This is a genomic window from Serratia sp. PGPR-27, assembly GCF_022678525.1.
GTDB lineage: Bacteria > Pseudomonadota > Gammaproteobacteria > Enterobacterales > Enterobacteriaceae > Serratia > Serratia nematodiphila.
This window is the reverse complement of record NZ_JALBYS010000003.1, coordinates 40,152-63,612: the sequence shown is the minus strand read 5'-3', so window position 1 is coordinate 63,612 and position 23,461 is coordinate 40,152. Positions and strand designations below refer to the sequence as shown.

At 60.3% G+C, this 23,461-nt stretch carries 22 protein-coding genes; 19 read left to right on the top strand and 3 right to left on the bottom strand.

Annotation, left to right across the window (positions count from 1 at the left end):
- Positions 1-10: 10 nt before the first annotated feature.
- The 8 genes from nuoG to nuoN all read left to right on the top strand — a co-directional run bounded on the left by nuoG (position 11) and on the right by nuoN (position 10,083).
- Positions 11-2,749, top strand: coding sequence for an NADH-quinone oxidoreductase subunit NuoG (gene nuoG / locus MMS95_RS02595; protein ID WP_080347707.1), 2,739 nt, complete (start codon positions 11-13; stop codon positions 2,747-2,749).
- Positions 2,746-3,723, top strand: a complete 978-nt coding sequence (gene nuoH / locus MMS95_RS02590; RefSeq protein ID WP_004936022.1) for an NADH-quinone oxidoreductase subunit NuoH — start codon at positions 2,746-2,748, stop codon at positions 3,721-3,723. The genes nuoG and nuoH overlap by 4 nt, the downstream gene beginning before the upstream one ends.
- A 14-nt stretch (positions 3,724-3,737) precedes the next feature.
- Positions 3,738-4,280 (top strand): NADH-quinone oxidoreductase subunit NuoI, encoded by a 543-nt coding sequence (gene nuoI / locus MMS95_RS02585; protein ID WP_004936019.1) that lies wholly within the window; start codon positions 3,738-3,740, stop codon positions 4,278-4,280.
- Between the two features lie 13 nt (positions 4,281-4,293).
- Positions 4,294-4,851, top strand: coding sequence for an NADH-quinone oxidoreductase subunit J (gene nuoJ, locus MMS95_RS02580; protein WP_004936018.1), 558 nt, complete (start codon positions 4,294-4,296; stop codon positions 4,849-4,851).
- Positions 4,848-5,150: an NADH-quinone oxidoreductase subunit NuoK gene (gene nuoK / locus MMS95_RS02575; RefSeq protein ID WP_004936014.1), complete on the top strand. Its 303-nt coding sequence runs from the start codon at positions 4,848-4,850 to the stop codon at positions 5,148-5,150. The genes nuoJ and nuoK overlap by 4 nt, the downstream gene beginning before the upstream one ends.
- The gene (gene nuoL, locus MMS95_RS02570) at positions 5,147-6,994 is read left to right on the top strand and encodes an NADH-quinone oxidoreductase subunit L (protein ID WP_242141365.1); all 1,848 of its coding nucleotides are present in this window, start codon (positions 5,147-5,149) and stop codon (positions 6,992-6,994) included. The genes nuoK and nuoL overlap by 4 nt, the downstream gene beginning before the upstream one ends.
- A 95-nt stretch (positions 6,995-7,089) precedes the next feature.
- Entirely contained in the window at positions 7,090-8,619 is a 1,530-nt protein-coding gene (gene nuoM / locus MMS95_RS02565; protein WP_004936002.1) for an NADH-quinone oxidoreductase subunit M, read from the top strand.
- 6 nt (positions 8,620-8,625) lie between these two features.
- The gene (nuoN, locus tag MMS95_RS02560; RefSeq protein ID WP_004936000.1) at positions 8,626-10,083 is read left to right on the top strand and encodes an NADH-quinone oxidoreductase subunit NuoN; all 1,458 of its coding nucleotides are present in this window, start codon (positions 8,626-8,628) and stop codon (positions 10,081-10,083) included.
- A gap of 62 nt (positions 10,084-10,145) precedes the next feature.
- Here nuoN and MMS95_RS02555 read toward each other — a convergent pair whose 3' ends face one another.
- The 3 genes from MMS95_RS02555 to MMS95_RS02545 all read right to left on the bottom strand — a co-directional run bounded on the left by MMS95_RS02555 (position 10,146) and on the right by MMS95_RS02545 (position 11,786).
- Complete coding sequence (locus MMS95_RS02555) at positions 10,146-10,511, bottom strand: helix-turn-helix transcriptional regulator (protein ID WP_103085514.1); 366 nt, start codon at positions 10,509-10,511, stop codon at positions 10,146-10,148.
- Between the two features lie 18 nt (positions 10,512-10,529).
- On the bottom strand, positions 10,530-10,790 hold the full coding sequence (locus MMS95_RS02550) for a type II toxin-antitoxin system RelE/ParE family toxin (RefSeq protein ID WP_085337386.1): 261 nt from the start codon (positions 10,788-10,790) through the stop codon (positions 10,530-10,532).
- Between the two features lie 123 nt (positions 10,791-10,913).
- Positions 10,914-11,786, bottom strand: a complete 873-nt coding sequence (locus MMS95_RS02545) for a LysR family transcriptional regulator (protein WP_033632508.1) — start codon at positions 11,784-11,786, stop codon at positions 10,914-10,916.
- A gap of 347 nt (positions 11,787-12,133) precedes the next feature.
- Between MMS95_RS02545 and MMS95_RS02540 the strand changes: the two genes are divergently transcribed.
- The 11 genes from MMS95_RS02540 (at position 12,134) to menH (ending at position 23,460) form a co-directional block, all read left to right on the top strand.
- Positions 12,134-13,963: a thiamine pyrophosphate-binding protein gene (locus MMS95_RS02540; RefSeq protein WP_015378575.1), complete on the top strand. Its 1,830-nt coding sequence runs from the start codon at positions 12,134-12,136 to the stop codon at positions 13,961-13,963.
- A gap of 82 nt (positions 13,964-14,045) precedes the next feature.
- Complete coding sequence (locus tag MMS95_RS02535; RefSeq protein ID WP_004935988.1) at positions 14,046-14,471, top strand: cupin domain-containing protein; 426 nt, start codon at positions 14,046-14,048, stop codon at positions 14,469-14,471.
- A gap of 43 nt (positions 14,472-14,514) precedes the next feature.
- The gene (locus tag MMS95_RS02530) at positions 14,515-15,378 is read left to right on the top strand and encodes a DMT family transporter (RefSeq protein ID WP_049241827.1); all 864 of its coding nucleotides are present in this window, start codon (positions 14,515-14,517) and stop codon (positions 15,376-15,378) included.
- 19 nt (positions 15,379-15,397) lie between these two features.
- Positions 15,398-15,934: a DUF2938 family protein gene (locus MMS95_RS02525; protein WP_242141364.1), complete on the top strand. Its 537-nt coding sequence runs from the start codon at positions 15,398-15,400 to the stop codon at positions 15,932-15,934.
- 137 nt (positions 15,935-16,071) lie between these two features.
- A complete protein-coding gene (locus tag MMS95_RS02520; protein ID WP_103085511.1) occupies positions 16,072-17,316 on the top strand; it encodes an MFS transporter in 1,245 nt (414 codons plus the stop codon).
- Between the two features lie 235 nt (positions 17,317-17,551).
- Positions 17,552-18,061, top strand: a complete 510-nt coding sequence (locus MMS95_RS02515) for a DUF1097 domain-containing protein (RefSeq protein WP_004935976.1) — start codon at positions 17,552-17,554, stop codon at positions 18,059-18,061.
- A gap of 363 nt (positions 18,062-18,424) precedes the next feature.
- On the top strand, positions 18,425-19,189 hold the full coding sequence (gene idnO, locus MMS95_RS02510; protein WP_033632515.1) for a gluconate 5-dehydrogenase: 765 nt from the start codon (positions 18,425-18,427) through the stop codon (positions 19,187-19,189).
- Between the two features lie 22 nt (positions 19,190-19,211).
- Positions 19,212-20,243: an L-idonate 5-dehydrogenase gene (gene idnD / locus MMS95_RS02505; protein ID WP_033632516.1), complete on the top strand. Its 1,032-nt coding sequence runs from the start codon at positions 19,212-19,214 to the stop codon at positions 20,241-20,243.
- 81 nt (positions 20,244-20,324) lie between these two features.
- Positions 20,325-20,636, top strand: coding sequence for a stress response protein ElaB (elaB, locus tag MMS95_RS02500; protein ID WP_004935964.1), 312 nt, complete (start codon positions 20,325-20,327; stop codon positions 20,634-20,636).
- A 380-nt stretch (positions 20,637-21,016) separates the two neighbouring features.
- Positions 21,017-22,693, top strand: coding sequence for a 2-succinyl-5-enolpyruvyl-6-hydroxy-3-cyclohexene-1-carboxylic-acid synthase (gene menD / locus MMS95_RS02495; protein ID WP_156865834.1), 1,677 nt, complete (start codon positions 21,017-21,019; stop codon positions 22,691-22,693).
- Positions 22,690-23,460, top strand: a complete 771-nt coding sequence (gene menH / locus MMS95_RS02490; RefSeq protein WP_103085509.1) for a 2-succinyl-6-hydroxy-2,4-cyclohexadiene-1-carboxylate synthase — start codon at positions 22,690-22,692, stop codon at positions 23,458-23,460. The genes menD and menH overlap by 4 nt, the downstream gene beginning before the upstream one ends.
- Position 23,461 lies beyond the last annotated feature (1 nt).

Genomic DNA, 23,461 nt, shown 5'->3' with positions numbered 1-23,461 from the left:
CATGCTGACTATGGCTACGATTCATGTAGACGGCAAAGAGTATGAGGTAGACGGGGCGGACAACCTGCTGCAGGCTTGTCTCTCCCTCGGCCTTGATATTCCTTACTTTTGCTGGCATCCGGCGCTGGGAAGCGTCGGCGCTTGCCGCCAATGTGCGGTAAAGCAATACCAAAACGCGGAAGATACGCGCGGCCGTTTGGTGATGTCCTGTATGACCCCGGCATCCGATGGCACCTTTATCTCTATCGATGACGGCGAAGCGAAGCAGTTCCGTGAAAGCGTGGTTGAGTGGTTGATGACCAACCACCCGCACGATTGCCCGGTGTGTGAGGAAGGCGGTAACTGTCACCTGCAGGATATGACGGTAATGACCGGCCACAGCTTCCGTCGCTACCGCTTCACCAAGCGCACCCACAACAATCAGGAACTGGGGCCGTTTATCTCGCACGAGATGAACCGCTGCATCGCCTGCTATCGCTGCGTGCGTTACTACAAAGACTATGCGGACGGCACCGACTTCGGCGTGTACGGCGCGCACGACAACGTCTACTTCGGTCGCCCGGAAAGCGGCACGCTGGAAAGCGAGTTCTCCGGCAACCTGGTGGAAGTGTGCCCGACCGGCGTCTTCACCGACAAAACGCACTCCGAGCGTTACAACCGTAAATGGGACATGCAGTTCGCGCCGAGCATTTGCCAGCAGTGCAGCATCGGCTGTAACACCAGCCCGGGCGAGCGCTATGGTGAGCTGCGCCGTATCGAAAACCGTTACAACGGCAGCGTGAACCACTACTTCCTGTGCGACCGCGGCCGTTTCGGTTACGGCTACGTCAACCAGAAAGATCGTCCGCGTCAACCGCAGCAGCTGCGCGGCGACGACTGGATCACCCTGAACGCCGAGCAGGCGATGCAGGGCGCGGCGGACATCCTGCGTCAGGCGAAGAAAACCATCGGCATCGGCTCCCCGCGCGCCAGCCTGGAAAGCAACTTCGCACTGCGCGAGCTGGTCGGCGCCGAGAACTACTACACCGGTATCGCTCAGGCGGAGCAATCACGCCTGGCGCTGATGCTGAACGTGCTGAAAAACGGCGGCGTCCATACGCCGGCGCTGCGTGAGATCGAAGATTACGACGCGGTGCTGGTGCTGGGCGAAGACCTGACGCAAACCGGCGCGCGCATCGCGCTGTCCGTGCGTCAGGCCGTCAAGGGCAAAGCCCGCGCGATGGCGGCGGCGCAACGCGTGGCCGACTGGCAGATCGCGGCGGTGCAGAATATCGGCCAACACGCCAAGTATCCGTTGTTCACCACCAACGTCGACAACACTCGTCTGGATGACATCGCCGCCTGGAACTACCGCGCGCCGGTAGACGAGCAGGCGCGCTTCGGCTTCGCCATCGCTCACGCGCTGGATAGCGCAGCGCCGGCGGTGAACGATCTGGCTGAAGGCCTGAACAAGAAAGTCGATATCATCGTGCAGGCGCTGACCGGCGCACGCAAACCGCTGATCGTGACCGGCAGCAACGCCGGTAGCGAAGCCATCATCGAAGCGGCGGCCAACATCGCCAAAGCGTTGAAGGGCCGCGGTGCCGATGTCGGCATCACCTTCGTGGCGGGCGCAGCCAACAGCATGGGCCTGGCGATGATCGGCGGCGGTTCGCTCGATCAGGCGCTGGAACAGCTGGCGAGCGGCGCAGCCGACACCGCCATCGTGATGGAAAACGATCTCTATCGCCATGCGCCGGCGGCGCAGGTGGACGCGGCGTTGGCCAAGGTCAATAACCTGATCGTCGCCGACCACCAGCGCACCGCGATCATGGACAAAGCCAATCTGATCCTCTCCTCGGCCAGCTTCGCCGAGAGCGACGGTACGCTGATCAACCAGGAAGGCCGCGCGCAGCGCTTCTTCCAGGTATACGATCCGGCTTATTACGACGACGCCAAGAAGAATCAGTTCACCGTGATGCTGGAAAGCTGGCGCTGGATGCACTCGCTGCACTCCACCTACACCAGCCGCCACGTGGACTGGACCCAGCTCGATGACGTGATCGCCGCTTGCGTCGCCGCGTTGCCGCAGCTGCAGGGCATCGTCGATGCCGCGCCGGACGCGACGTTCCGCATTCGCGGTCAGAAGCTGGCGCGTTCGCCGCACCGTTCCAGCGGCCGTACCGCCATGCGCGCCAACATCAGCGTGCACGAGCCGCGTCAGCCGCAGGATAAAGACACCATGTTCGCCTTCTCGATGGAAGGGAACAACAGCCCGCTGGCCGATCGTCAGCAGATCCCGTTCGCCTGGGCGCCAGGCTGGAACTCACCGCAGGCATGGAACAAGTTCCAGGCCGAAGTGGGCGGCAAACTGCGCCACGGCGATCCGGGCGTGCGCCTGATCGAAGCGGGGGAGGGCAGCCTCGGTTACTTTGACCGCGTGCCTGCCGCGTTCAATCCGGTCGACGGCTGGCGTGTCGCGCCTTACTACCACCTGTTCGGCAGCGATGAAATGTCGCAGCGCTCTCACGTGATCCAGCAGCGTATGCCGGAAGCCTACGTGATGGTCAACCCGGCCGATGCGGCGACGCTTGGCGTTAATGCGGGCAGCCTGGTGGAGTTCAGCTGCGCGGGCCAGACTCTGCGTCTGCCGGTGCGTCTGAGTGAAACCCTGACCCAGGGCCAGGTTGGTTTGCCGCTCGGCTTGCCAGGGATCCCGCCGATCTTGGTGGGTGCTAAGGTAGACAATCTGCGGGAGGCGGCACGATGAGCTGGTTTACCCCTGAGGTGATCGACATCTTGATCGCCATTCTTAAAGCGGTCGTGATCCTGTTGGTGGTCGTGGCGTGCGGGGCATTCATGAGCTTCGGCGAACGCCGCCTGCTCGGCCTGTTCCAGAACCGCTACGGACCGAACCGCGTAGGCTGGGGCGGCTCGCTGCAGCTGGTCGCCGACATGATCAAAATGTTCTTCAAGGAAGACTGGGTGCCGAGATTCTCCGACCGGGTGATCTTCACCCTGGCGCCGATGATCGCCTTTACTTCCCTGTTGCTGGCATTTGCCATCGTGCCGGTCAGCCCGACCTGGGCGGTGTCCGATCTCAACATCGGTATTCTGTTCTTCCTGATGATGGCCGGCCTGGCGGTGTACGCCGTGCTGTTCGCCGGCTGGTCGAGCAACAACAAATACTCGCTGTTGGGCGCGATGCGCGCCTCCGCGCAAACCCTGAGCTACGAAGTGTTCATCGGCCTGTCGCTGATGGGCGTGGTGATGCAGGCGGATTCGTTCAACATGCAGGCCATCGTTGAATCTCAGGCGCACGTCTGGAACGTCATTCCGCAGTTCTTCGGCTTCGTGACCTTCGCGATCGCCGGCGTGGCGGTGTGTCACCGTCACCCGTTTGACCAGCCGGAAGCCGAGCAGGAACTGGCCGACGGTTACCACATCGAATATTCCGGCATGAAGTTCGGTCTGTTCTTCGTGGGGGAATACATTGGTATCGTCACCGTGTCCGCCCTGATTGTGACGTTGTTCTTCGGCGGCTGGCAGGGTCCGTTCCTGCCGCCATTCATCTGGTTCGCGTTGAAAACGGCCTTCTTCATGATGATGTTCATCCTGATCCGCGCCGCGCTGCCGCGTCCGCGTTATGACCAGGTGATGTCCTTCGGCTGGAAAGTGTGCCTGCCGCTGACGCTGCTGAACCTGCTGGCAACCGCCGCGGTCATTTTGTACAACGCTCAATAAGGGGTGAATAAACCATGACATTGAAAGAGTTAGTGGTTGGTTTCGGCACCCAGATGCGCAGCATTTGGATGATTGGCATGCATGCCTTCGCCAAGCGCGAAACCCAGATGTATCCGGAAGAACCGGTGTACCTGCCGCCACGCTACCGCGGCCGCATCGTGCTGACGCGCGATCCGGACGGCGAAGAGCGCTGCGTCGCCTGTAACCTGTGTGCGGTTGCCTGCCCGGTCGGCTGTATCTCGCTGCAAAAGGCAGAACAGAAAGACGGCCGTTGGTATCCGGAGTTCTTCCGCATCAACTTCTCGCGCTGCATCTTCTGCGGCCTGTGCGAAGAGGCTTGCCCGACTACCGCTATCCAGCTGACGCCGGATTTCGAACTGGGCGAGTACAAGCGTCAGGATCTGGTGTACGAAAAAGAAGATCTGTTGATCTCGGGGCCGGGTAAATATCCGGAATATAACTTCTACCGGATGGCCGGTATGGCGATTGACGGCAAAGCCAAAGGCGAAGCCGAAAACGAAGCCAAACCGATCGACGTCAAAGGTCTGTTGCCCTAAGGAGCCAGCAAGCATGGAAATTGCATTTTATCTGGCAGGTTTGATTGCGGTGGCCGCGACGATTCGCGTGATCACCCATACCAACCCTGTGCATGCGCTGCTGTATCTGATCGTCTCGTTATTGGCGATCTCGGCAGTCTTCTTCTCTCTCGGCGCCTACTTTGCCGCCGCATTGGAAATCATCGTTTATGCGGGCGCCATCATGGTGCTGTTCGTGTTCGTGGTGATGATGCTGAACCTCGGCAACGTGCAGCAGCAAGAGCGCGACTGGATGAAACCGACGGTGTGGATCGGGCCTGGCCTGCTGTCACTGGCGCTGTTGGTGGTATTGATCGTTGCGATCCGCAGCGTATCCGATCAGGGCATCAGCGGTGAGATGGTCGACGCGAAGGCGGTGGGCATCAGCCTGTTCGGGCCTTACGTACTGGCGGTTGAGCTGGCTTCAATGCTGCTGTTGGCGGGGCTGGTTGTCGCCTTCCATATCGGCCGCGAGCACAAGCCTGGCGAGGTGCTGAGCAACGCGCCGGTGGGTGGCGAAATGGCGAGAAGAAAATCGGAGGAGCAAGCATGATCCCTCTTCAACACGGCCTGATCCTGGCGGCTATCCTGTTTGTGCTCGGGTTGACCGGGCTGCTGGTGCGCCGCAACCTGCTGTTTATGCTGATCAGCCTGGAAGTGATGATCAACGCTGCGGCGTTGGCGTTTATCGTGGCGGGAAGCTACTGGGGCCAGGCGGACGGGCAGGTGATGTACATCCTGGCGATCAGCCTGGCGGCAGCCGAGGCCAGTATCGGCCTGGCGCTGCTGCTGCAGCTCTACCGTCGTCGTCATACCCTGAATATTGATACTGTCAGTGAGATGCGCGGATGAACCTATTATATTTAACAATTCTGCTACCGCTGATCGGGTTCCTGCTGTTGGCATTTTCCCGCGGTCGCTGGTCTGAGAACACGGCGGCCACCGTCGGCGTGGGCTCTATCGGCCTGGCTGCGCTGGTCACGGTGTATGTGGCGATGGATTTCTTCGCCCAGAAAGCCGCCGGCGTGCAGCTGTTCGAGCAAAGCCTGTGGACCTGGATGGCCGTCGGCAACTTCAATATCGGCGTGACACTGGTGCTGGACGGCCTGTCGCTGACCATGCTGTCGGTGGTCACCGGCGTCGGCTTCTTCATCCACATGTTCGCTTCCTGGTACATGCGCGGTGAAGAGGGCTATTCGCGCTTCTTCGCCTACACCAACCTGTTTATCGCCAGCATGGTGGTCTTGGTGCTGGCGGACAACCTGCTGCTGATGTATCTGGGTTGGGAAGGCGTGGGCCTGTGCAGCTACCTGTTGATCGGCTTCTACTACAAAGATCCGGCCAACGGCGCGGCGGCGATGAAAGCCTTTATCGTCACCCGCGTGGGCGACGTGTTCCTGGCGTTCGCGCTGTTCATCCTCTACAACGAGCTGAGCACGCTGAACATCCGCGAGCTGATGATCCTGGCGCCGCAGAAACTGGCGGTGGGCGATACGGCCATCACCTGGGCGACGCTGATGCTGCTGGGCGGCGCGGTCGGTAAATCGGCGCAGCTGCCGTTGCAAACCTGGCTGGCGGACGCGATGGCGGGTCCAACCCCGGTTTCCGCACTGATCCACGCGGCGACCATGGTGACCGCAGGCGTCTACCTGATCGCCCGCACGCACGGCCTGTTCCTGATGGCGCCGGAAGTGCTGCATCTGGTGGGCATCGTCGGTGCGGTCACTCTGCTGCTGGCCGGCTTCGCCGCGCTGGTGCAGACCGACATCAAGCGCGTGCTCGCTTACTCCACCATGAGCCAGATCGGTTACATGTTCCTGGCGCTGGGCGTGCAGGCATGGGACGCGGCGATCTTCCACCTGATGACCCACGCGTTCTTCAAGGCGCTGCTGTTCCTGTCGTCCGGTTCCGTGATCCTGGCCTGCCACCACGAGCAAAACATCTTCAAGATGGGCGGCCTGCGCAAGAGCATCCCGCTGGTGTACGTTTGCTTCCTGGTGGGCGGCGCGGCGCTGTCTGCGTTGCCGCTGGTCACGGCCGGCTTCTTCAGTAAGGACGAGATCCTGGCGGGCGCGATGGCCAACGGCCACATCAACCTGATGGTTGCCGGCCTGGTCGGTGCGTTCATGACCTCGCTGTACACCTTCCGTATGATTTTCATCGTGTTCCATGGCGAAGAGAAAATCAAAGCGCATGCCGGTAAAGGCATCACTCACCACCTGCCGCTGCTGGTTCTGCTGGTGCTGTCCACCTTCGTCGGCGCGATGATCGTGCCGCCGTTGCAGGGCGTGCTGCCGGAGACGACCGAGCTGGCGCACGGCAGCGTGCTGACGCTTGAAATCACCTCCGGCGTGGTGGCTATCGTCGGCATTCTGCTGGCGGCCGCGCTGTGGCTGGGCAAACGCAGCCTGGTCAACAGCATCGCCAACAGCGCACCGGGGCGTTTCTTCTCGACCTGGTGGTTCCATGCCTGGGGCTTCGACTGGCTGTATGACAAAGTATTCGTCAAGCCGTATCTGGGCATTGCGAAGCTGCTGCAACGCGATCCGCTGAACTCGCTGATGAACCTGCCGGCCGTCTTCTCCCGTTGGGGGAACCGCGGCCTGACGGTGAGCGAGAACGGCCAGGTGCGTTGGTATATAGCGTCTATGGGTGTGGGTGCAGTGGTCGTATTGGCTCTGTTGATTCTGGTTTAATTGAATAATTTAAACAGACGCATTTTTCGGGCGTAGCGCCGGGCAGGCGCTACGTACAAAGTTTGAAATTATTCGTATAAGGGACACAAAACGCCATGCTATTACCTTGGCTAATTCTTATCCCCTTTATCGGCGGTCTGCTGTGCTGGCAGCTTGAGCGCTTCGGTACTAAGGTGCCGCGCTGGATAGCGCTGATCGCAATGGGGCTGACGTTGGCGCTCTCTCTGCAGCTGTGGATGCAGGGCGGCTATACATTGACCACGCCGAAAGGCATTCCGCAGTGGCAGAGCGAATTCCTGCTGCCGTGGATCCCGCGCTTCGGCATCTCCATCCACCTGGCGCTGGACGGTCTGTCACTGCTGATGGTGGTGTTGACCGGTCTGCTGGGCGTGCTGGCGATCCTCTGTTCCTGGCGTGAAATCCAGAAGTATCAGGGCTTCTTCCACCTCAACCTGCTGTGGATCCTGGGCGGCGTTATCGGCGTGTTCCTCGCCATCGACATGTTCCTGTTCTTCTTCTTCTGGGAAATGATGTTGGTGCCGATGTACTTCCTGATCGCGCTGTGGGGCCACAAGGCGTCGGACGGTAAAACCCGCATCACCGCGGCGACCAAGTTCTTCATCTACACCCAGGCCAGCGGTTTGGTGATGCTGATTGCGATCCTGGGCCTGGTGTTCGTGCACTACAACGCCACCGGCGTGTGGACCTTCGATTACGAAGACCTGCTGCAAACGCCGATGTCCCACAACGTGCAATATCTGCTGATGCTGGGCTTCTTCATCGCCTTCGCGGTGAAAATGCCGGTGGTGCCGCTGCACGGCTGGTTGCCGGATGCGCACAGCCAGGCGCCGACCGCAGGTTCCGTCGACCTGGCGGGCATCTTGCTGAAAACCGCGGCCTACGGCCTGCTGCGTTTCAGCCTGCCGCTGTTCCCTGAGGCTTCACACGAGTTCGCCCCAATCGCCATGTGGCTGGGCGTGGTCGGTATCTTCTACGGCGCCTGGATGGCGTTCGCGCAGACCGACATCAAGCGTCTTATCGCTTACACCTCGGTCTCGCACATGGGCTTCGTGCTGATCGCCATCTACACCGGCAGCCAGCTGGCTTACCAGGGCGCCGTGATCCAGATGATCGCGCACGGTCTGTCCGCCGCCGGTATGTTTATCATCTGCGGCCAGCTGTATGAACGTCTGCACACCCGCGACATGCGTCAGATGGGCGGCCTGTGGGGGCGTATCAAGTTCATCCCCGCGCTGTCGCTGTTCTTCGCCGTGGCTACGCTGGGGATGCCGGGCACCGGTAACTTCGTCGGCGAATTCATGATTCTGTTCGGCAGCTACCAGGTGGTGCCGGTGATCACCGTGATCTCCACCTTCGGTCTGGTGTTCGCTTCGGTTTACTCGCTGATCATGATGCAGCGCGCTTACTACGGTGCGCCTAAGTCAGACCAGCCGCTGCAGGGCATGACCGCGCGCGAACTGTTCATCATTCTGCTGCTGGTGGTGTTGCTGGTTCTGCTGGGGGTTTACCCGCAGCCGATTCTGGATACTTCCAACGCGGCGATGAGCAACGTGCAACACTGGTTTGGTTCGTCAGTTTCAGCAATTTCAACAACAAGGCCGTAATTCGCCATGACAATAACTCCTCAACAACTGATCGCACTGCTGCCGCTGTTGATCGTCGGATTGACGGTGGTGGTTGTGATGCTAGGCATTGCGTGGCGACGCGACCACTTTATCAACGCCACCCTGACCGTGATCGGTCTCAACCTGGCGCTGCTTTCGCTGTACTTTGTCGGCCAGGCAGGCCCAATGGACGTCACCCCGCTGCTGCGGGTTGACGGCTACTCGATGTTCTACACCGGGCTGGTGCTGCTGGCGAGTCTGGCGACCTGCACCTTCGCCTATCCGTGGCTGGTCGGCTATCCGGATAACCGCGAAGAGTTCTACCTGCTGGTGCTGATCGCCGCCCTGGGCGGCATCCTGCTGGCGAGCGCCAACCACCTGGCTTCGCTGTTCATCGGTATCGAGCTGATCTCGCTGCCGCTGTTCGGCCTGGTGGGCTACGCCTATCGCCAGAAGCGCCCGCTGGAAGCCGCCATCAAGTACATGCTGCTGTCCGCCGCCGCGTCGTCGTTCCTGCTGTTCGGCATGGCGCTGCTGTATGCCGAGTCCGGCGATCTGTCGCTGGCCGGCCTCGGCAAGAGCCTGCAGGAAAACATGATGCACCAGCCGCTGATCCTGGCCGGTATGGGCATGATGATCGTCGGTCTGGGCTTCAAGCTGTCGCTGGTGCCGTTCCAACTATGGACGCCTGACGTGTATCAGGGCGCGCCTGCGCCGGTCTCGACCTTCCTGGCGACCGCCAGCAAGATCGCAATCTTCGCGGTCGTGATGCGTCTGTTCCTGTATGCCCCGGCCGCCGACAACGAAGCGCTGCGCATGGTGTTGTCGATCATCGCGTTCTGCTCTATCTTGTTCGGCAACCTGATGGCCATCAGCCAGACCAACATCAAGCGTCTGCTGGGCTACTCGTCGATCGCTCACCTGGGCTACCTGCTGGTGGCGCTGATTGCGGTGCAAACCCATCAGCTGTCGCTGGAAACCGCCGGCGTTTACCTGGCCGGTTACCTGTTCAGCAGCCTGGGCGCCTTCGGCGTGGTCAGCCTGATGTCCAGCCCGTACCGCGGCCCGGATGCGGATTCGCTGTTCTCTTACCGCGGTCTGTTCTGGCATAAGCCAATCTTGTCCGCGGTGATGACGGTGATGATGCTGTCGCTGGCCGGTATTCCGATGACGCTGGGCTTTATCGGTAAGTTCTTCGTGATCGCGATGGGCGTCAGCGCACACCTGTGGTGGCTGACCGGCGCAGTCGTGGTAGGCAGCGCCATCGGTCTGTACTACTACCTGCGCGTGACCGTCAGCCTGTTCCTCAGCGCACCGGAATCGCTGCAGCGCGACACCCCGAACAACTGGGCGTTGACCGCCGGTGGCGTCGTGGTGCTGATCTCCGCCGCGCTGGTGCTGCTGTTGGGGGTTTATCCGCAGCCGCTGATTTCGCTGGTGCAGATGGCGCAGCCGACGTTCTGATAACGCTTCAGACAGTAAAAAGGTCGCTTCGGCGGCCTTTTTTTTATCGGCGGGAAAAGGGCTTACAAGATCATTTGTGCGGGTTGGCAGCGATAGAGTGCAGCCAGCTTTTCCCGGGTTTTCTTTTGTGGTTTTGAGTGCGGCGCTTCCCATTGGGAAACGGCAGATTGTGTTGTGCCCAATTTCTCCGCCACATCGTATTGTGAGAGGCCACGGAAAATCCGCCAGGCGGCAATCAAGCTGACGTCTTGATTCAGCATGATGGAAACGACTTCATGAGGTACGGTTTCATCATCATGCTCATCGGCGCGATAGGGAATAGACTCGTCGTCATTTCGCTGGCTCACCAGCTTTTTGTATTCATCAAGCGGTAAAACCACATAGAGCGGTTTGCCTGAGTCATCATGGATATACTGCAGCTTCGCCATTCGGCATACCTCTGACTTTCAATAAGTTGTCGATGTTCTGCGTTTTACCTGCTGAATCAGACACACAATAGGTTCTTCATCGACGATCTCAAAAATGATGCGGTAGTTTCCTACGCGCAGGCGGTACTGGTTATCAGCATCGTGCAGTTTTTTAATGTCCAGTCGGACCGCAGGGAAAGCGCCTAATTCTTCAACCTTTGCCGCAATGGCCAACCGGTTCTGAGCAGGCAGCGTCATCAATTGTTTAAGTGCTTTGCGTGACCAGCTAATCTTTGCCATGGTTCCCTCGGGCCGAACGCACGTCCTGTGCGATGATTAGATAATAAGCTTTATATCTTATTATCTCAACCTTGCCGAAGAAAGAGGCGTGATGCTTAGCGCTACCTTTTCATGCGCCGGCACTCAGCCGTAATGGGCGCTAAATGACGTTTCCAGCGCCTGCACCACCGCGCGCACGCGGGCGGCGCGTTGCAAATCGGGATGCAGCACCAGCCAGATATCCACCCAGTCTTTGTTCTCCGGGAACAGACGCACCAGTTCCGGGTCTTTGTCCGCCAAAAAAGCGGAGAGCAGGCCGATGCCCAGCCCGCTGCGGGTGGCGGAACGCAGCAGCAGCTGCGAATTGCATTGCAGCACGACGTTGGGCTCGTGCAGGGCCTCGCCGCAGAAATTGTTCCAGTGGCGCGGCACCAGCTCGCGCGGGAACATCAGCAGATCGTGGCCGCGCAACTGCTCGCCCTTGACCGGCATGCCGCGCCGCGCCAAGTAGTGCTGAGTGGCATACAGGCCCATTTCGATGGTGGCTAACCGTTTGATGATCAGCTCATCGTCATCGGGACGGGCGCCGCGGATCGCCAGATCTGCGCCGTGGTAAGAAATATCGGCGATGTTGACCGCCGTCAGCAGCGTGACGGTGATGGCCGGATAGCGTTCCCGCAGATCTTGCAGCGCAGGCATCACGAAGGCTTCGGCCAGGGTATCGGTGGTGGCGATGCGCACGTTGCCGCACAGGCTTTCGTCACCGCTGGCGGCTTTACGGTTGATCGCCTGCACCGCATTTTCCATCTTCATCACGTCCGCCAGCATTTCCTCCCCCAGCGGGCTGAGGGCGAAGGATTTCGGCGTGCGGATAAACAGCTTGGAGCCGAGCGCATCTTCGAAAGCGGAGAGCCGTCGGCCGACGGTCGCCTGATCGACATTCAGCTGGCTGGCGGCTTTGCGTAGCGTGCCGCAGCGCGCAACGGCGAGAAAAAATCGGGCGTCGTCCCAGTTCATTGCGCACCTCCTCTGTACAGACTGGCGGGAGGGGGAAGGAAGCGGTGTGATGCGGTGTTTATTCTGGTGTGGAGACCGAAAAAAATGCTTCGTATCATCATTATTTATAATGTTTCAGGATATGTATAAATGCATCACCGTGAAGCGGTTTTGCACCTTTATTTTTGTCTGGTAATGCTTATTCTTATCGGCGCTTATGCTGCGACCCGACGCACATTTTACACCAAGGCCACCCTAATGCATAAGCAATACGAATAAGAGCCGGTTCCCGTTATTTCTGGGCGACCGCCAAGTGGGATCGACTCTGAATCAAGTTAGCTCACGATGATATGACTGGATATAAAAAAATGGAGTCTCACGCAGAGATGCTGTGCCCCCCCGTTGCGTTGGCGACGGAGGACGGAGTCAGAGTTACCGTGGCGCCAGGCGCCGAGAAGATGGAACGCAACAACGCCGATGTCATTATTCAAGGCCTTGCAGCGCGCGGCATTCAACATATCTTTTTGGTCCCTGGCAAACTGGTTTATCCGTTAATCACTTCTATTGACCGTTCCGAGATTGTCGGCATCGTCGGTGCCCATGAAACCGCATGCGGATTTATGGCCGATGGCTATGCCCGCGCCAGCCGAAAGTTTGGCGTCTGTTTGGGCATTTCAGGCCCCGGCACCATGAATTTCCTGCCGGCGATGGCCGCCGCGCAAGCCGATAAGATCCCCGTGCTGTACCTGGCCGGCAGCATCGCCACCTATCATGAGGCGCAGGGCGCTTTTCAGGACGGCAGCAACAGCGGCATCGATGAGCTGACCATCGTCAAACCGTTGCTTTGCGCCGCGATAGAAACGAAAAACAACCTGACCTTGCAGCATGAGCTGCGCCGCAGCCTCTCCAGCCTGAACCCACAGCGGAAAGGGCGCGCCTATCTGAGCGTGCCGGTCGACATGCAGAAGAAAACCGCGTTCGGCGATCGTCGCGACCAGCCTGAGCGAGTGCCGCAGCACCGTGAAGCGGCCGTGGATGTGCAAGCGGTGGAACAGCTGCTGCATGATTATCTGCTGCGCGGTCTCAACGTCGCCTGCCTGGTGGGCAACCGGATGAACAATCCGCAGGATGCCGCGCTGTTGTTGCGGGTAGCGGAAAAATACCGCTTGCCTGTCGCCACGACGTTGTCCGGCAAGGGCGCGTTTCCCGAAGGGCACGCCCTGGCATTAGGGGTCTACGGTTTTGCCGGCCATGCCCGCGCGGTAGAAACCCTCAACGGTGAAGGCGTCGACGTGCTGCTGGTGCTGGGCTGCGATCTCAGCCAGCGCGACAGTCTGAACTGGAACCCGAGACTGCACGGCAATAAAACGCTGGTGGCGATCGACGAAGACTTCGACAAAGTGAGCTCGCATTACCAGCCGGATCTGCAGATATTTTCCAGCCTGAGCGGTACGTTGCACTGTTTGTTGGCCGCGGTTGGCGATGAGGACGCGCGGCTTGGCGACGCGGCTCACCTGCGTGACGCCTGGTTGGAAGGGGTTCGCGCACTGCCGCTGGAACAGCCGCAGCCGACGTTGCAGGCGCGCATCGCCCAGGGCGAAAGCCGGCTGTATCCCGGCGATGCGATTAAACACATTCGCAGCCGCATGAATCCGGATACCAACGTCGTGGTCGATTCGGGCGCACACCGCATTTTCATGGCGCATCACTGGCTGGCGGCCGGGCGGGGGGATTATCACACCTCCAGCTCCCTGGCGCCGATGGGGTGGGCCATTTGCGCGGGCATCGGCATCAAGCTGGCGGCACCGCAGCGGGATTGCCTCGTGGTGACCGGCGACGGTTGCATGCTGATGCACGGCATCGAAATTCAGACCGCCGCGCGTTATGGCGTGAAGGTGGTGTTCGTGGTGATGAACAACAGCGCGCACGGCGCCATGCACATCGACACGCTGCAAAATCGCGGCATTTCCGCCGACTATACCGCCTTGCCCAACCATGACTGGAAAGCGTTTGCCAACAGCCTGGGGGTCGCCTCCGCGAAGGCGGAGACGCTGGAGGATCTGGACGAGGCCCTCGGCGCCGCAGCGAAACATCCGGGGCCGTACCTCATCGAAGTGATGGTGGGCAACTTTGCGGCGCCTAACCGCTACTACGCCGAGAGCATCGCAGAATACGAGCAGCGCATCAAAGGACTGTAGCACAACGCTGTTTTTTCAACTCGCCAGGTTCACCGCGCGCGGCGCCTGGCATTTTTACTCGCGGCAGTCAGGGAGCGATAAGATGGTTAAGTGGGGCATTTTGGCATTGTTGGCAGTATTTCAGGGGCCGGTTCAGGCTGCCGAGGGGCATGGCGAAGGCATCGTCAAAACGACGTTGCTCAAGACCGACAGCGCATGGGAGGGCTCGGCATATCGTCAGTATCCCGCAGGCGCGCCGCAGATCACCATGCTGAAGGTGACGGTAGAGCCGAACAAGGTACTGGCCTGGCATACGCATCCTTGCATCAGCGCAGTGTACATGAGCGGCGGCAGCGTTTCGCTCACCGTGAGGAAAACCGGTGAACGCCGCACGTTCCGGCAGGGGGATTCGTTTACCGATACCGTGGATATCGTGCATCAGGGCGTTTCCGGCGAGCAAGGCGCCGAAATGCTGGTGTTCTTCGCTTGCGCGGACGATAAACCGTTGACGGTGAAAGCCGCCGGGTAGTGTTGATACGGCCCTGTCCAAAGGCCGTTAATAAGAGAAGATCATGGTAGCTTTGTGGATGGTCGTCGCCAGCGGATTCTTTGCGCTGATGGGTGCTTGCATCAAGTTGGCGTCGACGACGGTCGGATTTTTCGACATCATTTTTTATCGTTCTCTCATCAATGTGCTGATCGTCGCGGCGCTGATCAAGATCCAGCGCCTCGGTTTTCGCACCCGTCATCTCGGATTGCATATGAAGCGGGCGGCGATAGGCAATGCGGCGATGTACTGCGGTTTTTATTCGCTGATACATCTGCCGATCGCCACCGCCACCACGTTGGGTTATACCAACCCCCTCTTTCAGTCGGCGATCGCGTTCATCACGACCCGAGGGCAGCTGACCGGTCGGCTGTTGTTTTCCGTGCTGTTGGGCTTTGCCGGCATTTTGGTCTTGCTGCGCCCCGACGCCCCCAACGGGGAGTACGTTGCCACGCTGGTCGGGCTGGCGGCCGGTTTGTTAACCGCGCTGGCTTACTTTAACGTCGGCAAGCTGGTGCGACGCGGTGAGCCGGAACTGCGCGTGGTGTTCTATTTCTCGCTGGTGGGAACGCTGGTTGGCGGCCTGATGACTGCGTTGCTGGGCTTTTCCTTGCTGGACGGCGCAATGCTGCTGTGCGTCTGCGCCATTGGCGTCTTCGGCAGTCTGGGGCAGATCGCCATGACTCGCGCCTACGGGGGTGGCAATGCGGTGATTGTCAGCATTCTCTCTTACAGCACCATTATTTTCTCTACGCTGCTTGGCTATCTGATATTTGGCGAGCGGCTGTCTTATATCGCCGCCGCCGGTATGGCGCTGATCGTGTTGTCCGGCGCGTTGGCGGTGCGCAAGCGTGCTTCGGCCAAGTCCGAGCAGGCGGCGGTGGCATAACGTGATAAGGAACGAAACAATGAACATGCGTCCGGTTGGCGCCATGGCGATGGCGGTCTTGTTTGGCATAGTGGCGACGCTGACGATGGATGGGGTGAACAGTGTCGCCTCCAGCGTCGGTCTCATCGGCAAGCTCAACCTGGCCTTCATCGGCAAACTGATGAATCAATGGCTGCAGGGGCAATTTTGGTTTTTGCGGCCTGGCGACATTCCCGATGTGCCAGAGGCTCTGATGATGGGCTACGGCGCGCACTATTTTGCCGGCATTAGCCTGGCGATCCCGTTCTATTGCCTGATCTGCCCGCGCGTTAAGTCGGGGGGCGGCCTGTTCGTCGGGGCGCTGACGTATGGCCTGGCCTGTTCGCTGATCTCGCTGTGCTTCATTTATCCCTCGGTGGGGTTGGGGTTTTGGGGAATGGCCGGCAAAAATCCGGCTTTGCTGATCGCCAGCCTGGCCAACCATGCAGTGTATGGCGTGGCATTGGGCGGTTGCGCCATCGCTTGGCGGCGTCGCATGCTGCAGAAATGCATGCCTGACGCTGCGATGCTGCATTAATGAATCACGATGATGCATTCTTGGCTATTTTGGGCGTGATAGCCCAACGCTATGATAAGCGCGCTTCCTGAAGCCGCGTGGCATGCGGGAAGACGCATTTATTTAGGGCGAATGCCTGATCGATTCGGGAGTTGAACATGTCAGAAAGTATCGCCGTTGAAGAAACGGCTAAAGCGAAGGCGGGTACATCGCATTTCGCTATCTTGCTGTTTCTGGCGTTGGCATTGATGTCAGCGCTGTTGAACAGCAGCGCGCCGACGCCGCTTTATCCGCTTTATCAACATGAGCTGGCGTTGAGCTCGGTCAGCCTGACGATCATCTACGGCGCTTATGCCGCCGGCGTGCTGATTTCGCTGTTCGGCGTAGGCAATATGGCGGGGAAAGTAAAAGACCTGCGCAGCATGATCGTGCCGGCGCTGTTGGTGGTGTTGCTTGGCGCGCTGCTGTTTTCGGTGGCGTCGTCGTTCTTCATGATGTTTATGGCACGGCTGCTGGCCGGCGTCGGCACCGGCGCCCTGACCGGTGCGGCGAATATCGCGTTGGTGCGTTTCGGGCCGCAGGACGGCGGAAAAAATGCGGCGTTGATCGCGACGCTGTCCTTTACCACCGGATTGGCCCTGGGCCCGATCTTTAGCGGCGTCGCACTGCAAACCGGTTTTCATACCACGTCATTGCCGTTCATCATCATCATGGCCATTGCCGCCGTCGCCGCACTGGGCGTGATGCTGCGCTGGCCGCGAGAGGCGGTGGCGGCGCAGGCCGATAGCGCAGCGGCGGATAACGCGCCGGTGACGAAAAGCTCTCTGGCGGATGGCCTGCGCGCGACCGGCGGTAAATTCTTCCTGTGCGCCGGGGCGTTGTTCATTTGTTGGGCGGTTGCCGCCAGCATTCTGGCGATAGGGCCGAGCGTCGCCGAAAAACTGTTGGATATGCAGAGCCGTGGCGTCTTTGGCTATGTGGTCGCCGTCTATCTGGTGATTGCCGGCATCAGCCAGATTTTGAGTCGTCGCATCAACGCCCGCCATTCGCTGATGTTCGGCTGCCTGGCTCAGGCTTTGTCGGTCGGGGTGTTCGCCGTGGCGATTCAGATCCATTCGCTGGCGCTGGCCGCCGCAGGCATGGTGATCGCCGGTTACGCCTATGGCGCGATCTTCGTCGGCAGCGCCACGCTGGTGAATCTGATTTCACCGAAAGCCAGCCATGCGCGTTTGATCTCCCTGTTCTACGTGATCGCATATATCGCTAACTGGGTGCCGATCCTGTTGGGCGTTGTGATCGACCACGCCGATTTGCATTTGGCGACCCACTTGTTATTCCTGAGCAGCGCCGTGATTTGTTTGATGTTGAGCGTCATGGTAACGCGTGCGGGCTTCCCACGCTGAAACCGGCGTTCGGGAGGGGGGCGACAGGCGTCGCATGTAGGCATTTCATTTGAGATCGTGATTTCCCTGGTGTTGTGTTATTCCAGCGTGCTCGTCACGCTGGCTTTTTTTTGTGATAAACATTGCTTTTTTGATATTTCCATTTCCTTATTTGCATTTTTATTGTGATTTTAATCACGAAAAAATCGCTCGCTTCGGGTAAACTGCGCGCTTTATTTTTGCCGCGGGTCACTTTATGAACGTTCTTTTCGCCATTGCCGTTACTACCGGGATCCTCTCCGGCGTTTGGGGCTGGGTTGCCGTCAGCCTGGGGCTGATCGGTTGGGCCGGTTTTCTCGGCTGCACGGCGTATTTCGCCTGCCCGCAGGGCGGGCTGAAAGGGCTGTTGATCGGCGCGTTGACCTGCTGCAGCGGCGTCTTCTGGGCAATGGCGATCATCCACGGCAGCGAACTGGCGCCGCAGTGGAATCTGCTGGGGTATCTGCTGACCGGCGTCGTGGCGTTCCTGATGTGCATTCAGGCCAAACAGCAGTGGCTGGGGTTCGTGCCCGGCACCTTTATCGGCGCCTGTGCGACCTTCGCCGGCGGTGGCGATTGGCCGCTGGTGACGCTTTCCCTGCTGGTGGGCCTGCTATTCGGCTATGCGATGAAAAACAGCGGTCTGTGGTGGGCGGCTCGCAGCGAAAAAGCCCGCGCTACGCCGCCGATTGGCCCGAATGCCGGCTCAAACGGTGCCGCCGAGTGAGAGACGGCAGTTCACCACCAGCGTTTGGTTACCCGGCGTTTGGGTTACGCCGGCCCATTGTGCGATGTCCTGTCGCGTAACGCGGAGGTGTTTCATTCGGTGGCCGTCACGGGCGGCGCGGCAAGGGGGATAGCGGCATGTTAACCCATCGATTTGGCGATAACAATGAATGTAATTCTATTGAAAATAGCCGTTTTTCAATCGGATAGATAAGTTTTACCCGCTGGCTGCCTGCGTGAGATCACGTTAAGGGTAACAGGGTTTCGTAACATGATTTTCAGTGATTTCCATCACGTTTTTACCGGTAACAATCGGCTGAGATAGAAGCCTGTCCGATTGGAGGCCTGATGGCCGGGAATCACTATGAACAATCTGTTTTCACTGGATAACAAGACCGTCTTGATCACCGGCGCCTCGCGCGGCATCGGTTTTCTGCTGGCACGCGGCCTGGCGCAGCAAGGCGCGCATATTCTGGTCAACGCCACCACCGAAGAACATGCCCGGCACGCCGCCGAACGTTTGCGCGAAGAGGGGCTGCGCGCCGAGGCGGCGGCGTTCGATGTCACCGATTCCCAGGCGGTGCATGCCGCCATCGACCGTATCGAAGCGGACATCGGCGCGATAGACGTTTTGATCAACAACGCCGGCATCCAGCGCCGCCACCCGTTCACCGAGTTTCCGGAGCAAGACTGGGACGACATCATTGCCGTCAACCAGAAGGCGGTCTTCATCGTGTCGCAGACCGTGGCGCGTTACATGGTGCCGCGCCGGCGCGGCAAGATAGTCAACATCGGCTCGATGCAAAGTGAGCTGGGCCGCGACACCATCACCCCTTATGCGGCGTCCAAAGGGGCGGTGAAAATGCTCACGCGCGGCATGTGCGTGGAGCTGGCGCGCTACAACATTCAGGTCAACGGCATTGCCCCCGGCTACTTCAAAACCGAGATGACGCAGGCGCTGGCCGACGATCCGGCCTTCACCGCCTGGCTGACCCAACGCACGCCCGCCGCGCGCTGGGGCGATCCGCAGGAGCTGATCGGCGCGGCGGTGTTCTTGGCTGCCGACGCCTCCGCCTTCGTCAACGGGCAACTGCTGTTTGTCGATGGCGGCATGTCGGCGGCGGTGTAATCTTTTTCCGTGGAGTCTTGCGATGAAAATTCAAACTCAGTCCTGCGTGGTCAACGGCAAGCGAGACGTGGCGGTGATCGCGCAAGAAGTGGATTATCGAGGGCAGGGAACGCTGGTGAAAATCAGCCGCGGCGGCATCTGCGGCTCGGATCTGCATTACTTCCAGGAAGGCAAGGTCGGCAATTTTCAGGTGCGTCAGCCGATGGTGCTGGGCCATGAGGTGATCGGTGAGGTGGTCGCCAGCGATTCGCCGCAGTTGCCGGCCGGGCAGAAGGTGGCGCTCAATCCCAGCAAACCCTGCGGGCAGTGCAAATACTGTCTGGAGCAGCAAAGCAATCAATGCGTCGAGATGCGCTTTTTCGGCAGCGCGATGTATTTTCCGCACGTCGACGGCGCTTTTACCCAATACAAAGTGGTGGATAGCGCGCAGTGCATTCCTTACGCCGCCGATCGCGACGACAGGGTGATGGTGTTCGCCGAACCGCTGGCGGTGGCTGTTCACGCGGCGAAGCAGCCCGGCGATGTGGCGGGGAAAAAGATCTTCGTGTCTGGCGTCGGCCCGATCGGCTGTCTGCTGGTGGCGGCGCTGAAAGCGCTGGGCGCCGCCGAGATTGTCTGCGCCGATCTCAGTCCGCGCTGCCTGGCGATCGCCAGCCAAATGGGGGCCAATCGGTGCCTGCATGCCGCGGACGACGATTTTAGCGACTATCAGCAGGACAAGGGCTATTTCGATGTCGCCTTCGAAGTGGCGGGACATCCGCTGTCGCTGCAGCGCTGTCTGGAGATCACCCGCGCCAAAGGCACCGTGGTGCAGGTAGGCATGGGCGGCAGCTTCCCTGATTTCCCGCTGATGTTGTTGATCGCCAAAGAGTTGAACCTGCTCGGATCGTTTCGTTTCGTGGCGGAATTCGCGCTGGCGGTGGCCTGGCTGGCCGGCGATGTGGTCGATCCGTTGCCGCTGTTGTCGGCGGAATTCGCCGGGGACCAACTGGCGCAGGCGCTGGAGTTTGCCGGCGACAAGCGCCAGGCCGCCAAGGTGCAATTGGTGTTTTAGGGTAAAAGTCCGATGGCCGCAGGCGACGATCCTTGTCTATAGTGTAGGAACGCTTAATTTTTCAACCACGGAGACCTCACTATGGCAAGACATTCGGATGCTGAGCAAACTACGCTGGATGACGATCTGAGAATGCTGACCGAGACGCTGGAAGAAGTGTTGCAATACACCGGCGATCGTGCGGATCAGGCCTACATTGACATCAAGTCGCACGCCGAGCAGGCGCTGAGTGAGGTCAAGGCGCGCTGGGCGAACACCGGCGAATCCTACTATGCGCGCGCCAAAGAAGCGGTGCACCGCACCGACGACTACGTGCGGGATAAACCCTGGCACAGCGTAGGCATCGGTGCCACCGTCGGGCTGGTGCTGGGGCTGCTGCTGGCCCGCAAATAAATCATGTCATCGGGGCGGCGCAGGCCGCCTCGTGCTTTTCTGCAGACTGTGTCGTTCATCCCGCCGTTTCCCCGATCGCTTTCCCTTATCCCGCCTATACTTCCCGCTGGCCGCCGTTGGAGCGCCTTTATCTCCCTTGTTTTTGTATGGACGGATTGAGCCGGCGTCGCCGCAAGTGTAAAGTGTTTGTGTTTTAATTGTTTGTTTTTTGTTCTAAATCAAACAATTATCTGGTGTAAACACCCAGGGATATACGGCGTTCTTGCGCTGGCGCAAAAGCCGTGAAAATAACACCTCATATAATACAGAACGTAACTACAGGCGCGGCGTCCGTCGGCTGCGCCGGGGACGATCTCTGCTAACTGACTTGTGAGCGAACTATGTCGACAAGTGTTTTTAATCGCCGGTGGGCGGCTGTGCTGCTCGAGGCGCTGGCCCGCCATGGGGTGCGGCATGTTTGTATCGCTCCGGGATCGCGCTCCACGCCGCTGACGCTGGCCGCCGCGGCCAACCGATCGTTTATCTGCCATACCCATTTTGATGAGCGCGGGCTCGGCCATTTGGCGCTCGGGCTGGCGAAGGCGGCGCGTGAGCCGGTGGCGGTGATCGTTACGTCCGGCACCGCGGCGGCGAACCTTTATCCCGCGTTGATCGAAGCCGGCCTGACCGGTGAACGGCTGGTGTTTCTCACCGCCGATCGGCCGCCGGAACTGATCGACTGCGGCGCCAATCAGGCGATCCGTCAAAACGGTCTCTACAGCAGCCACCCGACGTTGGCGATCGATCTGCCGCGTCCGACGCCGGATATTCCGGCCGCGTGGCTGGCCTCCAGCGTCGACAGCGCGATGGCGCGCCTGCAGCATGGCGCTTTGCATATCAACTGCCCGTTCGCCGAACCGCTGTACGGCGGCGATGAGCGTCACTATGCCGATTGGTCCGCCGCGCTGGGCGACTGGTGGCAGAGCGATCGTCCGTGGCTGCAGGAAAGCGAGACGCGTGCGGCGCCGTCGCCGCAGCCGGACTGGTTCTCCTGGCGGCAAAAGCGCGGCGTGGTGCTGGCCGGGCGCATGAGCGCGGAAGAGGGCGCGCAGGTGGCCGACTGGGCCGAAACGCTGGGCTGGCCGCTGATCGGCGATGTGCTGTCGCAGACCGGGCAACCGCTGCCCTGCGCCGATTTGTGGCTCGCGCATCCGCAGGCGCAGCGCGTACTGCAAGATGCGCAGCTGGTGGTGCAGTTCGGCGGCAGCCTGACCGGCAAACGCCTGCTGCAATGGCAGGCGCAGTGTCAGCCGGAAGAATATTGGATTATCGACGAGCTGCCGGGGCGGCTCGATCCGGCCCAACACCGGGGGCGGCGCCTGCGCGCCGGCGTGGCGCAGTGGTTGGCGCAGCATCCCGCGCAACCGCGCGCGCCGTGGGCCGCCGGGCTGGCGGCGCTGGCGGATAAAGCGCTGACGGCGGCGTCCACGCATCTGCACGATAACTTTGGCGAAGCGCAGCTGGCGCACCGCCTGCCGGAACTGCTGCCGGAGAACGGCCAGCTGTTTCTCGGCAACAGCCTGGTGGTGCGACTGATCGACGCGTTAACGATGCTGCCTGCCGCTTACCCGGTATTCAGCAACCGCGGCGCCAGCGGCATCGACGGTCTGATTTCCACCGCCGCCGGCGTACAGCGCGCCACCGCCCGGCCGACGTTGGCGGTGGTGGGCGACCTTTCCGCCCTGTATGACCTCAATGCGCTGGCGCTGCTGCGCCACTGTTCGGCGCCGACGGTGCTGATCGTCGTCAATAACAACGGCGGCCAAATTTTCTCACTGCTGCCGACGCCGGAAGAGGAGCGTCAGCGCTTTTACTGCATGCCGCAGAACGTTGAGTTCAGCCACGCGGCGGCGATGTTCCAGCTTGACTATGCGCGGCCGGAAAACTGGCGCCAGCTGCAACAGGCGGTTGAGCAAGGCTGGCGGCGCGGCGGCGCCACGTTGATAGAGTTGCAGGTGCCGCCGAGCGCAGGGGCCGAAAGCCTGCAATACCTGGTGCAACAGATGGCGGTGCAATGATGCTGGCGACGCGAATTTTGCAACAGGGCGAAGCGGGCCGCCCCTGGCTGATATGGTTGCATGGCCTGCTCGGCAACAACAATGAATGGCGGGTGATCGCCGCGCGCTGCCCGGAATGGCCGTCGTTGGCCATCGATCTGCCCGGCCACGGCGATTCCGTGGCGGTGAGCTGCCGCGGCTTCGACGACATCAGCGCGCAAATCGCCGCGACCCTGCAACTGCGCAATATCGAGCGTTATTGGCTGGTGGGCTACTCGCTCGGCGGGCGCATCGCCATGTATCACGCTTGCCACGGACGCCACGACGGTCTGCAAGGCGTGCTGGTCGAGGGCGGCAACCCGGGACTTGAGGACGAACAACAGCGCCGCGATCGTTGCGAGCAGGATGCGCGATGGGCGGCGCGTTTTCGCAGTGAGCCGATTGCCGAAGTCCTGGCGGACTGGTATCAGCAACCGGTGTTCAAAGAGCTCAGCCACGTGCACCGCCAGGCGCTGATCGCCGCGCGCTCGGTCAACAGCGGCCCGGCGATCGCCGACATGCTCGAAGCCACGTCGCTCGGGCGGCAGCCCTATCTGGCACCGCAGCTGCGCCAACTGACCATGCCGCTGCGGGTGCTGTGCGGTGAGAACGATCCCAAATTTCAACGGCTGGCGCGCGACGCCGGGTTGCCGTTGCGCATCGTGCCGCAGGCCGGCCACAACGCGCATCTGGCCAATCCGCAGGATTTCGTCGCCGAGCTGCAGACCTTTCTCGTTAACCCTGGTTAAA

Coding starts and splice junctions, on each gene's coding strand:
- nuoH (WP_004936022.1), top strand. CDS start 2,746: ATGAGCTGGTTTACCCCTGAGGTGATCGACATCTTGATCGCCATTCTT.
- MMS95_RS02540 (WP_015378575.1), top strand. CDS start 12,134: ATGGAGTCTCACGCAGAGATGCTGTGCCCCCCCGTTGCGTTGGCGACG.
- MMS95_RS02535 (WP_004935988.1), top strand. CDS start 14,046: ATGGTTAAGTGGGGCATTTTGGCATTGTTGGCAGTATTTCAGGGGCCG.
- menH (WP_103085509.1), top strand. CDS start 22,690: ATGATGCTGGCGACGCGAATTTTGCAACAGGGCGAAGCGGGCCGCCCC.
- nuoN (WP_004936000.1), top strand. CDS start 8,626: ATGACAATAACTCCTCAACAACTGATCGCACTGCTGCCGCTGTTGATC.
- nuoL (WP_242141365.1), top strand. CDS start 5,147: ATGAACCTATTATATTTAACAATTCTGCTACCGCTGATCGGGTTCCTG.
- MMS95_RS02530 (WP_049241827.1), top strand. CDS start 14,515: ATGGTAGCTTTGTGGATGGTCGTCGCCAGCGGATTCTTTGCGCTGATG.
- MMS95_RS02550 (WP_085337386.1), bottom strand. CDS start 10,790: ATGGCAAAGATTAGCTGGTCACGCAAAGCACTTAAACAATTGATGACG.
- MMS95_RS02545 (WP_033632508.1), bottom strand. CDS start 11,786: ATGAACTGGGACGACGCCCGATTTTTTCTCGCCGTTGCGCGCTGCGGC.
- nuoK (WP_004936014.1), top strand. CDS start 4,848: ATGATCCCTCTTCAACACGGCCTGATCCTGGCGGCTATCCTGTTTGTG.
- nuoJ (WP_004936018.1), top strand. CDS start 4,294: ATGGAAATTGCATTTTATCTGGCAGGTTTGATTGCGGTGGCCGCGACG.
- nuoM (WP_004936002.1), top strand. CDS start 7,090: ATGCTATTACCTTGGCTAATTCTTATCCCCTTTATCGGCGGTCTGCTG.
- MMS95_RS02515 (WP_004935976.1), top strand. CDS start 17,552: ATGAACGTTCTTTTCGCCATTGCCGTTACTACCGGGATCCTCTCCGGC.
- MMS95_RS02555 (WP_103085514.1), bottom strand. CDS start 10,511: ATGGCGAAGCTGCAGTATATCCATGATGACTCAGGCAAACCGCTCTAT.
- MMS95_RS02525 (WP_242141364.1), top strand. CDS start 15,398: ATGAACATGCGTCCGGTTGGCGCCATGGCGATGGCGGTCTTGTTTGGC.
- nuoI (WP_004936019.1), top strand. CDS start 3,738: ATGACATTGAAAGAGTTAGTGGTTGGTTTCGGCACCCAGATGCGCAGC.
- nuoG (WP_080347707.1), top strand. CDS start 11: ATGGCTACGATTCATGTAGACGGCAAAGAGTATGAGGTAGACGGGGCG.
- menD (WP_156865834.1), top strand. CDS start 21,017: ATGTCGACAAGTGTTTTTAATCGCCGGTGGGCGGCTGTGCTGCTCGAG.
- idnD (WP_033632516.1), top strand. CDS start 19,212: ATGAAAATTCAAACTCAGTCCTGCGTGGTCAACGGCAAGCGAGACGTG.
- MMS95_RS02520 (WP_103085511.1), top strand. CDS start 16,072: ATGTCAGAAAGTATCGCCGTTGAAGAAACGGCTAAAGCGAAGGCGGGT.
- elaB (WP_004935964.1), top strand. CDS start 20,325: ATGGCAAGACATTCGGATGCTGAGCAAACTACGCTGGATGACGATCTG.
- idnO (WP_033632515.1), top strand. CDS start 18,425: ATGAACAATCTGTTTTCACTGGATAACAAGACCGTCTTGATCACCGGC.